Source organism: Amycolatopsis sp. NPDC059021, assembly GCF_042739895.1.
In the GTDB taxonomy this organism is placed as follows: domain Bacteria; phylum Actinomycetota; class Actinomycetes; order Mycobacteriales; family Pseudonocardiaceae; genus Amycolatopsis.
The window spans coordinates 75,810-89,569 of sequence record NZ_JBHYIQ010000002.1 but is presented as its reverse complement, the minus strand read 5'-3'; the positions used below and the strand labels follow the sequence as shown (position 1 = coordinate 89,569).

Genomic DNA, 13,760 nt, shown 5'->3' with positions numbered 1-13,760 from the left:
GGAAGTCTCAGGCTGGTGTCACCCAGGAGCAGTCCCAGTTTCGCGGCACTTCTTGGATTTCTTCGTCGTGCCGGCCCAGCCGGTGTCGAGGAGGGTGAAGATCTGGTCGAGTGCGGACTCGGCGTCGTCTCGTCCGCGGACGAGGGTGACGGCTTCGAGGGCGAAATGGGCCAGTGCCTGGCAGCCGGGGTCGCCTTCGGGTAGCCCGGTGTCGGCGGCGATCGCCGCGGCCAGTGCGTTCTCGTGGCGCAGCCACATGCGGCGAAAGTATTCACGCAGTGCGGGAGTGGTGTCGATCAGGCGGAGGAAGTCGGCGAGGCGCGGGTCGGTGCGGACCTGCCGGGAGCGCTCGTCGCGCAGCAGCCGGCGCAGCGCCTGAGGGATGGATTGCCCGCTGGGGCGGTCGCGGACAGCGGCGACGAGCGCGGCCTCGTGGTCGGCGTCCTGGTCGAATACCAGTGCCTCCTTCCCGTCGGGGAAGTGTTTGAACAGGGTGGCCACCGAGACGTCGGCGGTGTCGGCGATCTCCCGCACGCCGACCGCGTCGTAGCCCCGCTCCAGGAACAGTTCCAGCGCGGCGTCGGCCAGTGCCTGGCGGGTGGCGGCCTTCTTGCGCTCGCGGCGTCCTGTTTCGGGCATGTCTCCATCCTAGCCGCTGCGTTGAACGGGTCAAAAAGTAGAATCGTTAGACTTTTTGAACGGTTCTACGTATGGTGTGAGGAGCCGGCCTGCCTGGCCCGCACCCAGTGGCGGCGAACACGCCGCCACGGCACCCGTGGAAAGGACTCACCTCATGACGACCCCACCTCGCATCGCCATCGTCGGCGGCGGCCCCGCCGGCTTGATGTGCGCCCGCGTCCTGCAGGGACACGGCTTCCAGCCTGCGGTTTACGACGCGGACACCGCTGTGGACTCCCGGGATCCGGGAGGAACGCTCGATTTGCACGCCGACGCCGGTCAGATCGCGTTGGAGGACGCCGGGCTGATGGACGCCTTCCTGGCGTTGGCCCGGATGGAGGGCCAGGCCAAGAGCCGCCGCGACCACCACGGCACCGTCCTGGCCGAGTTCACTCCCGCGGAGGGCGACGAGGCGGCTCCCGAGATCGACCGCGGCCAGCTGCGCGTCATGCTCGACCGGCACCTGAAGCCCGGCACTGTCCACTGGGGACACAAACTGGTGCGCGCGACCCCGCTCGGAGGCGGGGTACACCGCCTGGAGTTCGCCAACGGTGCCAGCGCGGAAGCCGACCTCGTCATCGGCGCCGATGGCGCCTGGTCGCCGGTTCGCCGGCTGCTCACCGACGCGGTACCGCAGTACCTCGGTGTCCACTTCCTCGACGCCCGATTCGACGACGTGGACACCCGGCACCCCGAGGTCGCCGCGATCGTGGGGGACGGCCACATGTTCTCCACCGACGGCGACGGCCGTGCGGTGATCGTCCAGCGCAACAGCAACGGAGTGGTCCGCGGCTACATAGCCTTCCGCGCCGAACTCGACTGGCATGTCACGGCAGGCGTGGACATCACCGACCGCGAGGCCGTTCGGTCCTACCTGGTGCGGGAGTTCGGTGAATGGTCCGCGGTCATGCGCCCGCTGATCACCGACAACGACGGCGACTACGTGCAGCGCAGCTTCTGGGCTCTGCCCGCTCCGCTGACCTGGGACCACGTCCCGGGCGTCACCCTGATCGGCGACGCCGCCCACCTGATGGCGCCCTTCGGCGGCCACGGCACGAATCTCGCGTTGCTCGATGGCGCGGAACTCGCGCACGCCATCAAGAAGGAGAGCAGTCTCGACGACGCGGTCGCACGCTACGAGGCAGCGATGTTCCCGCGCTCCGGGGAACTCGCCGTGAGCTCGAACACCGCGCTCACGCGGTTCTTCGCCACGACGTCCCCGGACGCGCCGCACCTTCCCCCGGACCACGCGCGGGAACACCAGAACTACGAGACCAGGGCGGCGGAATACCGACGCCGGCAAGCCGAAGGCGAGCAGTAGAAGACAAGTCAGGCTTGCGGAAGGGGCCGGGCGCGGCTAACGTACAACCACATGGTTGTACTTCGGGACGAGAGTGAGGAGTCGCTCAACCAGCTCTTCCGTGCACTGGCCGATGGCACGCGCCGCGACATCCTGGCGCGGTCGATCACGGGAACGCCGTCGGTGTCCGAACTCGCCGCGCACTACGAGATGAGCTTCGCCGCCGTGCAGAAGCACGTCGCCGTGCTCGAGCGCGCGGGGCTCATCCAGAAGCGTGCCAACGGCCGTGAGCAACGGGTCTCGACCGAGCGCGCGCGGCTCCGGCGAGCCGGTGAGCTTCTCGACTTCTACGAATCCATCTGGCGTCAGCGCGTGGCGCAGCTCGACGACGTCCTCCTGCCGAAAGAAGAATGACGATGCCGATCACCGATGTCCTCAAGGATCCCGGAAATCTCACCCTGACCATCGTGGCCGACTTCCCTGTTCCGCAAAAACGCCTTTGGGATGCCTGGGCCGACCCCCGGCAGCTCGAGCGTTTCTGGGGCCCGCCCTTCGCGCCCGCCACCTTCACCCATCATGATTTCCGGGTCGGCGGCCGCGCCGAGTACTTCCTGACCGGGCCGAACGGCGAAAAGTGGTCTGGCTCCTGGAAGTTCACCGCGGTGAATCCCATCGACTCGTTCGAGGCGCACGACGGCGACGCCGACGCCGAGGACGAGAACATGCCGATGTCGATGACGTTCACCTTCGAAACCACGCCGGCGGGGTCGCGCATGACCGGCGTCAGCCGGTTTTCCAGCGTCGAAGCCATGGAGGAAACGCTGCCGGGTATGGAAGAAGGGCTCCGCGCGGCGCTGCCCCAGCTCGACGCGCTGCTGGCCGAAGTCACCGTCCCTGCGCACACTGAGGACTGATTCACCATGAGAGAACTCAAGATCATCGAGCACATCTCGCTCGACGGCGTGATCCAGCACTCCGCCGACGAGGACGGCTTCCCCTACAGCGACTGGACCGCGCCCTATCGGACGCCCGCCGGCGGGGAGGCCGTCATGGCCGCGCACGGCGAAAGCTTCGATCTGCTGCTCGGCCGTCGCACCTACGACATCTGGTCGGGCTTCTGGCCGAAGGCGCCGAGCAGTCCGGTCGTGGACCGCCTCAACGCGGCGAAGAAATACGTCGTCACCCACCGGCCGGAAAGCCTCGAATGGGGCCCGTTCGAGGGGCTGGGGCCGGACGTCGTCGAGGGCGTTCGCCGTGTCAAGTCCCAGGACGGTCCGGGCCTTGTGCTCTCGGGGAGCTCCACGTTGACCTCGGCGCTGCTCGAAAACGGGCTCGCGGACGAGGTCGTGCTGATCGTCTATCCGGTACTGGTGGGCACGGGCAAGCGCTTCATCGCGGAAGGGACCTTGGCGCAGTCGTTCGAGCTGGCCGGAACGACGGCGACCCCGTCCGGCGCCATGGTCAACACGTACAAGGTCGCCGGGCCGTTGAAGACCGCGTAGTTCGGCGTCGTGTCACCGGTTCCGGGGACACCGGTAGATTTCTCCGCATGGACACGCGCACGGGTGGCGAGCTGATTTCCCTCCCCGGCGGCGAGGTGACGTTGTCGGACCGGCGGACGCGGCGGAGCTGGCCGGTAGTGCTGGAGCCGTACCTGCTGGGCGCGGTGCCGGTGACACAGGCGTGGTACGCGGAGGTCACCGGCGCGCGGCCGAGTACGGCGCAGGGCGATGGCTTGCCGGTCGAAGGCGTTTCGTGGCTGGACGCGGTCCGGTTCTGCAATGCCGCGTCCGAGCGCGAGGGCTTCACGCCCGTTTATCGCGTCGATGCCGAAGACGCCGAATGGGACAACGCCGCCGACGGATACCGGCTGCCGGCCGAAGCCGAATGGGAGTTCGCGTGCCGCGCGGGCACGACCGGCGCCCGCTACGGCGAACTCGACGAAATCGCCTGGCATCGCGGCAATTCCGGCGAGCGCGTGCACGAGGTGGGCGGGAAACGGCCCAACGCGTGGGGTTTCCGCGACATGCTCGGCAATGTCTGGGAATGGTGCTGGGACCTCTACGACGCCGAGGTCTACGGCAGCTACCGGGTGCTTCGCGGCGGTGGCTGGTTCGACGAGCGCTGGAGCTGCCGGGCGTCGGTGCGGCGCCGCAGCCACCCGACGCTGCGGATCGACGACGTCGGCTTCCGTGTCGCCCGGTCCTCGACGCCGTGAAGGCCTCCTTCACAGCGCTCAAGGCTGTGAAGGAGGCCTTCACGGCAGGGCCGGTCAGGCCAGGGTGAGGCCGTAGGACTGGAGTTCCAGGGTCAGCGGGTAGAAGTAGCTGACGGTGGTGTTGCCGCCGGACAGCGTGCCGAGTCCGGTCGAACCGTCGTAGGCGGGGCCGCCGGAGTCCCCGTGGTCCGTGTGCGCGGTCGTGCCGAATTCGTGCCGCAGCACGCCGACGTCGAAGTTCACGGTCTGGTCGACCGACTTGATGGTGCCGCCACCGCCACCGGTGGTCGAACCCTGCTTCTGCATCCGCTCACCGACCCGCGGCGCCGCCGCGCGGGTGATCTTCTGCCCGGTGTTGATCTGGCCGGGGCCGGTGCCGTTCGGCCGGGTCAGGTAGCCGGAGTCGGCGCCGGGGCAGTCGCTGCGGACGATCTTGGCACCGGTGACGTCGCCGCCGGACCAGGTGCCGCCGAGGTTGGTGCAGTGCCCGGCGGTGAGCAGGTACGGAGTGCTGCCCTTCTTGACGTTGAAGCCGAGCGAACAGCGGGCGCTGCTGTTCCGGATGGCGTCCCCGTCCTTGATGTGCAGTTCGAGTTTGCCCGTTTCGTGCTCGATCCGGACGCTGTCGCCGAGCCGGCTCGCGGCCTCGGTGACCTTCTTCGCGGTGGCGGGGGTGGCGGCGTCGAAGACGGTCACCACGACCTGGTTCGTGCTGGTGTCGATGCCCCACGCGGTCTGCGGCGCGGCGCCGATCCCGTCGAGGCTCTCCTTGACACTGGTCAGCGCGGCGAAGCTGTGGGTGACCTTCTTCGCGGTGAGGCCCGCGTCCCGCACGGCCTTCGCGGCGGCGTCGTCGAGGACGGTCACCACCGCTTTCCCGTTGTCGAGGTAGAACCCGCCGGAGGTCGTGCCCAGCGCGTCGGTGACCTGGGTGGCCTGGGTGATCGACGCTTCCTGAAGCTGGGCGAAGGCCAGCGGGCCGGCGGTGGCCTGCTGGACGCAGACGCCGGTGGTCAGTACCGCGGTCGACAGGACGGCGAACGCGGCAAGGGTTTTCCGGGATGTCATGGGATCTCCAGTTGTGCCGGGTCGGAAGAAACACGACGGGATCACCCTGTTTGCCGGGGAAAGTGCATCGCTACCGACCAAGGTCGGGTCCCGGCCGGTGAATCGCTCGAAAGGGGGGTTTCGGTCATAAAACGGTCGCGGCGGTACTACTCAATTAATGTCCGCCGTGCCACCGAAAGCGTGTGTGGTAATCGTCCGGGTGAACACGTCCTCCCGGAGCGCGGTGTCCGAAGTGGAACGAGTGCCGCGCGAACGCCGGTCGCGGGGAACAAACCCTGGCGGACGGCGTCATGGGGCCGAGTGATCGTCGTCTCCCAACCGGCCGGTAACATACGACGGATCGAGGAAGAGGACGCAACGGTGAACACCTCCGAGCAGGCATCTGGCGGCGAGCTGCGCGTGCTCTACCAGCTGCACACCGAGCTGACGATCCTCACCCCGGCGCTCACGGTGGCCCCCGGCACGCCCGAAACGGCGACGATGACGGCGGCGCTGCGGGAGACCGCCGCGGCCGCGGCCGAGCTGCTCGCCGCCGCGGAGCCCGACGCACTCGACCACATCCGGCGCGCACTGGCTTATGCCGCCGCCCACGACTTCGCCGCCGCGTGCAGCGACCTCGCGTACGCCCAGCACCGGCTTTCCGTCCTGCTCCGCCGTGACGACCGGCCCCGCCGGGTCGAAGCCGCACGCGAGCCGACGCTGCGCTGGCGGATCGGGGCCGCCCCGGTCGCTCCCGGCCGGGAGCTCGACCGCCCCTGACCGTGCTGCGGCCGACTGATTTCGTCACCCACGGGCCGGTTTCGTCACGCGCAGCCGCATGACGATGTCTTGTGACACTGACGTTGATCACCGTTGACATCAAGCCGACTTGAGCGCCCAGAATTTAGGTAAGCCTAACTTCAGGGAGCTGAGATGGAAGCACAGGCAACATTGCGGCGGCTGCTGAGTGGCGCGATGGCCACGCACGTCATCGGGGTCGCCGCGGACCTCGGGCTGGCCGACACCATCGGGGACGGCGCGGGACTCGGGGTCATCGCCGACGCGCACGGCATTCCGCCGGAGCGGATGGTCCGCCTGCTGCGGGCGTTCGCGAGCCTCGGCTGCTGCTTCGAGCGCGCGCCGCGGGTGTATGCGCTCACCGAGGCCGGTTCGTTGCTGCGCAAGGACAATCCGGGGTCGCTGCTCGATTTCGCGAAGCTGTCCACCACCTCGGTCACCGAGCAGCCGTGGCTGCGGTTGAAGGACAGTCTCCGTACTGGACGTCCCGCGTTCGACGACGTCTTCGGCTGTTCCGCGTTCGAGTACTTCGCGGGCGAGCCGGAGCAGTCTGCGGTGTTCAACGCGGCGATGAGTCAAGGGACCCGGGACTTCGCCGAGGCAGCGCCCCGCTACTACGATTTCGGCCGGTACGCGACCATCGCCGACCTCGGTGGCGGGGACGGCACCCTGCTCGCCGGGATCCTGCGCAGTGCGCCCGGCTCCCGCGGGATTCTGTTCGACCTCGAGGCGGGCAGCACCGGCGCGGCGGAAAACCTCGGCGCCGCAGGGGTTTCCGAGCGTTGTGACGTCGTGGCGGGGGATTTCCGCGAGGCCGTGCCCCAGGGCGCGGACCTGTACGTGATCAAGAGCGCGCTGCACAACTGGGACGACGACCAGGCGGCCGTCATCCTGGGCAACTGCCGCGCCGCGATGAACCAGGGCGGCAGGGTGCTGATCGCCGATCCGGTGCTGCCCGACGTTCTGAGCGAGGACGAGCGGTTGTTCGACCCGTATCTGATGGACCTGCACATGCTGGTCGTCGTCGGCGGGAAGGAACGCACCCGGAGCGAGTTCGAGACGGTGTGCGCGCGGGCGGGCCTGGCCGTCACCGCGATCACGCCCGTTCCGTCGACCGGCCTTTCCCTGATCGAAGCCGAGGCGCGATGACCACCCGCGAAACGGTGCTCGGCTGGCTGCGCGGCGCGAAGGCGGCACACCTGGCGGGCGTGTTCGTCCGGCTGGGCCTTGCCGAGCTGATCACCGAAGGACAGGGGAGCCTCGACACGCTGGCCCGCGCGTGCGACATGGCGCCGGAGCGGATGATCCGGTTGCTGCGCGGGTTCGCCGACATCGGCCTGTGTGCCGAGGACGACCGGGAGGTGTTCACTCTCACCGAGGCCGGGGCCGCGTTGCGCGAGGACGATCCGTTGTCCGACACCGTCCGGATCACCACCGATCCGGTGACCGAACGGGCCTGGGCGGCGGTGGAGGCCGGGGTACGTTCCGGGCGCGGCGGGTTCCACGAGGCCTTCGGCATGCCGATCTTCGAGTACATGGACGGTGCCCCGGAGCTTCACGCGCGGTACGACCGGTTCATGAGCAGGCACACCACCACGATCGCCGAGGAAGTGGGGGAGCACCACGACTTCGGCCGCTACCGCAGCGCGATCGATGTCGGCGGTGGGGACGGGACGTTGCTCGCGGTGCTTTCGCGGCGGTATCCGGATCTGCGCGGGCAGGTGTTCGACCGCGCCGACGGCGACTTCCTCCGCGAGGTGCCCGCCGGAGCGGACGCGTACCTGCTCAAGTGGATCCTGCACGACTGGCCCGACGACGACGCCGTCACGATCCTGCGCAACTGCCGCGCCGCGATGCCCCCGCACGCCACGGTGCTCGTCATCGAGCTGATCCTGCCGGAGCGCGGAAGCCCGGACCGGCCAAGGGATCCGGAGCTCACCGACCTGCACATGCTGACGATCTACGGCGGGCAGGAACGCACCCGCGCCGAGTTCGGACGGCTGTTCGACCGGGCCGGGCTCACCATCGAACGGGTCACTCCGCTGCCCTCGGGCCTGTCCCTGCTCGAAGCCGTGCCCGCGTGACCCGGTCCCGATCGCAGCCGCTCAAACCTGTTGGCCCAGCTTGAAACCCTGTTGTCCGGAGGTGTAGGAGAAGCCGTCCGCACCGATCGTGACGTCGGCTTCGCGCGTGTCGGAGCGGACGGTCAGCGGCTGGGGTGTGCCGTCGAGGTCCAGCACGGGGGACGCCTCGGCGTACCAGCTGGGGACCACGGGGTTGCCCCACCAGTCGCGCCGCTGGTTGTCGTGCACGTCCCAGGTGATGACCGGGTTGTCCGGATCGCCGGTGTAGTAGTCGTGCGTGTAGATCTCGATGCGGTGCCCGTCGGGGTCGCGCAGGTAGAGGTAGAACGCGTTCGACACGCCGTGGCGGCCGGGGCCCCGTTCGATCATGCCGGATTCGCGCAGCGCGCCGAGGTGATCGCAGATGTGCAGGATCTGGTGCCGTTCGTGGCCGGCGAAGGCGATGTGGTGCAGGCGCGGCCCGTCGCCACCGGTGAGCGCGACGTCGTGCACGGTCGGCTTGCGGAACATCCAGGCGGCGTAGACGGTGCCCTCGTCGTCCTGGATGTCCTCCGAGACCCGGAAACCGAGCCCCTCGTAGTACCGGCGGGCGGCCGGGACGTCCGGGGTGCAGAGGTTGAAATGGTCCAAACGGGACAGTGCGCCCGCGCCGTGGACGTCGTAGCGCTGGGTGAACCGTTCGACGTGCTCGGCCTCGTGGAAGAACTCCACCGGGAACCCCAGCGGGTCCTCGATCCGCACCGCCTCGCCGATCCCGCGCGTCGCGCCCGCCGGGCGCCGGTCCACCCGGACGCCCAGTTCCCGGTAATACGCTTCGGCGAGGTCGAGGTCGCCGGGGGTGCGCACCCGGTAGGCGAGCACAGCGAGCGCGGGCGTGGTTCCCTTGCGCAGCACCAGGGAGTGGTGCAGGTATTCCTCGAACGCCCGCAGGTAGATCGCGTCGTCGTCCTCGTGGGTGACGACCAGTCCGAGCACGTCGACGTAGAACGCGCGGGACGCGGCGAGATCGCTGACGACGAACTCGGCGTAGGCGCAGCGGATCACGTCCGGCGGTGTCGCGGTCATGACTGTCCTTTCTGGACTCCGAAGCGGGTGGTGTGCACGGCGCCGAGCGTCACGTGGATCGCCTGCTGATGGGTGTAGAAGTCGATCGAGCGGTAGCCGCCCTCGTGCCCGAGCCCCGACGCCTTGACGCCGCCGAACGGCGTGCGCAGGTCACGGACGTTGTGCGAGTTGAGCCAGACCATGCCCGCCTCGACCGACTGCGCGAAGGTGTGCGCCCGGTTCAGGTCCGAGGTCCACAGATAGGCCGCGAGCCCGTATTTGACGCCGTTGGCCAGGGAAAGCGCTTCCTGTTCGGTGTCGAACGGGGTGATCGCGACGACCGGGCCGAAGATCTCCTCCTGGAAGATCCGCGCGTCGGCCGCGACGTCGGCGAACACCGTGGGCGCCACGTAGTTCCCGGTGTCCAAACCGGACGGACGGCCGCCGCCTGCGAGCAGCCGCCCCTCGGACTTCCCGAGCTCGACGTAGCTCATGACCTTCTCGTAGTGCTCGGGATGCACCAGCGCGCCGACCTCGGTGGCCGGGTCGTGCGGATCGCCGACGACGATGTTCCGCGTCCGTTCCGCATACCGGGTGCAGAACTCCTCGTAGACCGGGCGCTCCACAAGGATCCGGCTGCCCGCGGTGCAGCGTTCGCCGTTGAGGGAGAACACGCCGAACAATGTCGAGTCGATCGCGGCGCCGAGATCGGCGTCGGCGAACACGATCGCGGGCGACTTCCCGCCCAGCTCCATCGACATGCCCTTGAGCCCGGCGGCGCAGTTGCGGAAGATCGTCTGCCCGGTCGCGGACTCGCCGGTGAACGAGATCAGCGGGACGTCCGGATGCTTGACCAGCGCGTCGCCCGCCTCCTCGCCGAAACCGTTGACCAGGTTGAACACGCCGTCGGGCAGCCCCGCGTCGCGGAAGATCTCCGCCCACAGGCTCGCGGAAAGCGGGGTGAACTCCGCGGGCTTGAGCACCACGGTGCAGCCGGAGGCGAGCGCGGGCGCGAGTTTCCAGCTCTCCAGCATGAACGGCGTGTTCCACGGGGTGATCAGCCCGGCGACGCCGACGGGCTTGCGGTGCACGTAGTTCACCTGCCGCCCCGGCACGCGGTAGGTGTCGTCGGCCTCAGCGACGATCAGATCGGCGAAGAACCGGAAGTTCTCGGCCGCGCGCTGGGCCTGGCCGAGCGCCTGGGTGATCGGGAGACCGGTGTCGAAGGTCTCCAGTTCCGCCAGCCGCGCGTCCTGTGCCTCGACGGCGTCGGCGATCCGGTTCAGGATCCGGGCGCGCGCACGCGGCAGCATGCCGGGCCACGGTCCCTCGGTGAACGCCTTCCGCGCGGCGGCCACGGCGCGGTCGACGTCCTCGGCCTGGCCGGCGGCGGCCGTCACGTAGGTCTGGTTGGACACCGGGTCGAGCACGTCGAACGTCTTCCCGGAGACGCTGTCGACGAGTTCGCCGCCGATGTAGTGCTGGATCCGGGAGGGCAGGTTCTCGGGGATGTAGTGCTTCGCCATGCCTACTTTCCTTCCACGGTGAAGCCGTCGACCGGGCTGAGGTAGGCCTCGCCCTGGGCCATCAGGTCCTTGATCCGGGCCACGCCCGCGTCGGTCGGGGTGATCAGCGGCGGCCGGACGAACCCGGACCCGATCAGCCCGCGCTGTGCGAGCACCCACTTGCCCGGCGCGGGATTCGTTTCCACGAAAAGGAGGTCGACCAGCGGGTGGAGTCCATAGTGGATTTCGCGGGCGAGGGTGAGGTCGCCGTCCTGCCACGCCTGGTACATCCGCGCGCAGGCCGCGGGCGCGATGTTGGCGGTGGCGCTGACGAACCCGGCGCCGCCGAGTGCCAGCAGCGGCAGGCAGAGCAGCTCGATCCCGGACCACACCAGCAGTTCCTTCCCGCACAGGTGCAGCACCCGGGAGAAGTGCTCGAAGTCCTTTGTGGTCTCTTTGACGCCGACGAAGTTGTCGAGTTCGCGGAACAGCCGGGCGACGGTCTCCGGGGCGATGTCCACCGCGGTCCGGCTCGGCACGTTGTAGGCCACGATCGGCAGATCGGGGAACTCCTGTGCCACCGTGCGGTACCAGGTGTAAAGCGCTTCCTGGGTGGGGCGGGCGTAGTACGGCGTGATGACGAGCACCGCGTCGGCGCCGGCCTCGGCCGCGGTGGCGGTGAGCTCCAGCGTCTCGTCGAGCTTCGCCGACCCGGTGCCAGGCACGAACGGGACGCGATCACCGACCTCGGCGGCGACAGTACGGATCGCCTCGGCGCGTTCGGCGATCGTCTGCGCGCCGGGCTCGCCGGTGGAGCCGCCGATCGAGATGCCGTGCGACCCCGCCGCCAGCTGCCACCGCACCAGGTTCTCCAGCCCGTCGTGGTCGACGGCGCCCTCGGCGGTGAACGGGGTCATCAGCGGCGCGATCGAACCCCGGATCGACTGGGGATCTGCGCGGAAACGCATGGACTTCCTCCTGGGTCTGTTCGCTACGAATGGCGTTCGGCCTGGTACGCCTGGAAGGCGTGCAGGGTCGCCAGCCGGTGTTCGCGGACGGCCAGTTCGATCTCGTGCGCGGGCGCGCCGCGTTCGAGCAGGCCGAGGATCTTTTCGTGCTCGGCCACCGATTCCTTCGCGCGGCCGGGGACGAAGGTGAATGTCGAGCTGCGCAGCCCGGACAGCCGGTTCCAGCCGCGGGTGACCAGATCCAGCACCTGCGGGTTGGGGCAGGGGCCGAACAGCACGGCGTGGAATTCGCGGTTGAGCGCGGTGAACCGGTTCGGCTCGAAGTGGTCGAGGCACGCCGCCAGCTCGGCGTTGAGCGCCTTCGCCTTTTCGAGCACTTCCGGCGGTGACACCTCGGAGGCGAGCGCGGCGGCGTAGCCCTCGACCAGCGCGAGGGTCTGCATCGTGTGCTGGTAGTCGGTCTCGTCGACCATGGCGACCTGCGCGCCGATATTGCGTTCGAAGGTCACCAGCCCTTCGGCCTCCAGCATGCGGATCGCCTCGCGGACCGGCACCACGCTGACGCCGAGTTCCTGGGCGATCTGGCCGAGGACGAGCCGGTAGCCGGGGGAGAAGGTGCCGTCGTGGATGCGGGCCTTGATCCACTGGTAGGCGATCTGCGATTTGCTCATCGCGTGCGAATTCATGGCTTCGGCTGCCACGCGGCGTACCTCGCCTTCCAGCTCTCGTCCATCGGGTAGAGCCCCTCGACGCGCTCGCCCGCGGCCACCTGTTCGGCGATGAAGGCCTCCTGGCGCTCCTGCTCGATCGCCGCGTCCACCACCTCTTCGACCAGCCGCGGCGGGATGACGAGCAGGCCGTCGGCGTCCCCGACGATGACGTCGCCCGGCTGCACCGACGCGCCACCGCAGGCGACGGTCACGTCGACGTCCCACGGCACGTGGCGCCTGCCGAGCACGGCGGGATGCGCCCCGGCGTGGTAGGCCGGGATGTCGAGCGCGGCGACCGCGGCGACGTCGCGGACTCCGCCGTCGGTGACGATCCCCGCCGCGCCTTTCACCTGTGCGCGCAGGGCGAGGATGTCGCCGACGGTGCCGGTCCCGCGCTCGCCGCGGGCCTCCATCACCAGGACGTCGCCGGGTTCGAGCGCGTCGAACGCGCGCTTCTGGGCGTTGTAGCCGCCGCCGTGCTCACGGAAGAGGTCTTCGCGGTGCGGGATGTAGCGCAACGTCCGCGCGCGGCCGACCAGACGCGCACCCGGCTTCGTCGAGGCGAGCCCGTCGATCGACACGTTGTCGTAGCCGCGTTTGCGCAGCTGCGCGGAAAGTGTCGCCACGCCGACGCTCTCGAGCCGTTTCCGGAGATCCTCGGTGAGGACGAACCCGGGTTCCGTTGTCCCGTAAGCGTCTGCGCGCTGCTGATCGTCCACACGGGGCAGTGCGCCGTACGGTCCTAAAGGGACTGTCCCGGCGACGATCGGGGTGACAAGGCGCCCGGTGGACCGGCCGTTCCCGTCGACTTCGACCTCGACGACGTCGCCCGGTCCGACGACCGACGCGCCCGCGGGTGTGCCGGTGAGGACGACGTCGCCGGGTTCGAGGGTGATGAGCTGCGAAAGGTCGGCGATCAGCCGCCCGAAGCCGAACAGCAGATCGGCGGTGGTGTCGGACTGGACGAGTTCGCCGTTGACCCAGGTGCGCACACGCAGCGCGGCGGGGTCGACGGCGTCGGCGGGCAGGACCGACGGGCCGAGCGGGGTGAACCCGTCGCCGCCCTTCGACCGCAGGTTGGAACCCTTGTCGGCATAGCGGAGGTCGTACACGCCGAAGTCGTTCGCGGCGGTCACGCCGGAGACGTGCGACCAGCCCTCCTCGGGGCTGACGCGGCGGGCCGGCGTACCGATCACCAGCGCGATCTCACCTTCGAACCCGAGCAGTTCGGTGCCCGCCGGGCGTTCCAGCTCGGCACCGCTCGCGGCGACGGACGTGGGCGGCTTGAGGAAGTAGCTCGGCTGAGCCGGGGTACGTCCACGCTGCGCCGCCCGCGACGGGTAGTTCAGGTGCAGCGCGATGATCTTGCCGGGCCGCACGGGAAGGGGAGACGCGCTGGTCATGGCTG

15 protein-coding genes are annotated in these 13,760 nt (G+C 69.2%); 8 read left to right on the top strand and 7 right to left on the bottom strand.

From position 1 onward, the window contains the following. Positions 1-18: 18 nt before the first annotated feature. The gene (locus tag ACFWX1_RS01345) at positions 19-639 is read right to left on the bottom strand and encodes a TetR/AcrR family transcriptional regulator (protein ID WP_378382815.1); all 621 of its coding nucleotides are present in this window, start codon (positions 637-639) and stop codon (positions 19-21) included. Between the two features lie 154 nt (positions 640-793). Here ACFWX1_RS01345 and ACFWX1_RS01340 point away from each other — a divergent pair, with 154 nt between their 5' ends. From ACFWX1_RS01340 to ACFWX1_RS01320, 5 genes are read left to right on the top strand one after another with little or no spacing between them, the layout of a single operon-like run. After that, positions 794-1,999, top strand: coding sequence for an FAD-dependent oxidoreductase (locus ACFWX1_RS01340; protein ID WP_378382814.1), 1,206 nt, complete (start codon positions 794-796; stop codon positions 1,997-1,999). Positions 2,000-2,050: 51 nt separating this feature from the next. Then, complete coding sequence (locus tag ACFWX1_RS01335) at positions 2,051-2,392, top strand: ArsR/SmtB family transcription factor (protein WP_378382813.1); 342 nt, start codon at positions 2,051-2,053, stop codon at positions 2,390-2,392. Between the two features lie 2 nt (positions 2,393-2,394). After that, positions 2,395-2,892, top strand: a complete 498-nt coding sequence (locus ACFWX1_RS01330) for an SRPBCC domain-containing protein (RefSeq protein WP_378382812.1) — start codon at positions 2,395-2,397, stop codon at positions 2,890-2,892. 6 nt (positions 2,893-2,898) lie between these two features. Then, on the top strand, positions 2,899-3,480 hold the full coding sequence (locus ACFWX1_RS01325) for a dihydrofolate reductase family protein (protein WP_378382811.1): 582 nt from the start codon (positions 2,899-2,901) through the stop codon (positions 3,478-3,480). 47 nt (positions 3,481-3,527) lie between these two features. Then, a complete protein-coding gene (locus tag ACFWX1_RS01320; protein ID WP_378382810.1) occupies positions 3,528-4,196 on the top strand; it encodes a formylglycine-generating enzyme family protein in 669 nt (222 codons plus the stop codon). A gap of 54 nt (positions 4,197-4,250) precedes the next feature. Here ACFWX1_RS01320 and ACFWX1_RS01315 read toward each other — a convergent pair whose 3' ends face one another. After that, entirely contained in the window at positions 4,251-5,264 is a 1,014-nt protein-coding gene (locus ACFWX1_RS01315; RefSeq protein ID WP_378382809.1) for a S1 family peptidase, read from the bottom strand. 360 nt (positions 5,265-5,624) lie between these two features. Between ACFWX1_RS01315 and ACFWX1_RS01310 the strand changes: the two genes are divergently transcribed. The 3 genes from ACFWX1_RS01310 (at position 5,625) to ACFWX1_RS01300 (ending at position 8,125) form a co-directional block, all read left to right on the top strand. Then, positions 5,625-6,023, top strand: a complete 399-nt coding sequence (locus ACFWX1_RS01310) for a hypothetical protein (protein WP_378382808.1) — start codon at positions 5,625-5,627, stop codon at positions 6,021-6,023. Positions 6,024-6,176: 153 nt separating this feature from the next. Next, positions 6,177-7,190 carry a methyltransferase gene (locus ACFWX1_RS01305; protein ID WP_378382807.1) on the top strand — a complete coding sequence of 338 codons (1,014 nt, stop codon included), beginning with the start codon at positions 6,177-6,179 and terminating at the stop codon, positions 7,188-7,190. After that, positions 7,187-8,125 (top strand): methyltransferase, encoded by a 939-nt coding sequence (locus tag ACFWX1_RS01300; RefSeq protein ID WP_378382806.1) that lies wholly within the window; start codon positions 7,187-7,189, stop codon positions 8,123-8,125. Before ACFWX1_RS01305 ends, ACFWX1_RS01300 begins: the two co-directional genes overlap by 4 nt. 21 nt (positions 8,126-8,146) lie before the next feature. Here the strand turns inward: ACFWX1_RS01300 and hpaD are convergent, their stop codons facing one another. From hpaD to ACFWX1_RS01275, 5 genes are read right to left on the bottom strand one after another with little or no spacing between them, the layout of a single operon-like run. Continuing rightward, complete coding sequence (hpaD, locus tag ACFWX1_RS01295; protein WP_378382805.1) at positions 8,147-9,190, bottom strand: 3,4-dihydroxyphenylacetate 2,3-dioxygenase; 1,044 nt, start codon at positions 9,188-9,190, stop codon at positions 8,147-8,149. After that, a complete protein-coding gene (gene hpaE, locus ACFWX1_RS01290) occupies positions 9,187-10,695 on the bottom strand; it encodes a 5-carboxymethyl-2-hydroxymuconate semialdehyde dehydrogenase (RefSeq protein ID WP_378382804.1) in 1,509 nt (502 codons plus the stop codon). The genes hpaD and hpaE overlap by 4 nt, the downstream gene beginning before the upstream one ends. Positions 10,696-10,697: 2 nt before the next feature. Beyond that, entirely contained in the window at positions 10,698-11,642 is a 945-nt protein-coding gene (gene dapA / locus ACFWX1_RS01285; protein WP_378382803.1) for a 4-hydroxy-tetrahydrodipicolinate synthase, read from the bottom strand. Positions 11,643-11,665: 23 nt separating this feature from the next. After that, positions 11,666-12,328 (bottom strand): GntR family transcriptional regulator, encoded by a 663-nt coding sequence (locus ACFWX1_RS01280; RefSeq protein WP_378382935.1) that lies wholly within the window; start codon positions 12,326-12,328, stop codon positions 11,666-11,668. After that, the gene (locus tag ACFWX1_RS01275) at positions 12,325-13,755 is read right to left on the bottom strand and encodes a fumarylacetoacetate hydrolase family protein (protein WP_378382802.1); all 1,431 of its coding nucleotides are present in this window, start codon (positions 13,753-13,755) and stop codon (positions 12,325-12,327) included. The genes ACFWX1_RS01280 and ACFWX1_RS01275 overlap by 4 nt, the downstream gene beginning before the upstream one ends. Positions 13,756-13,760: the final 5 nt, after the last annotated feature.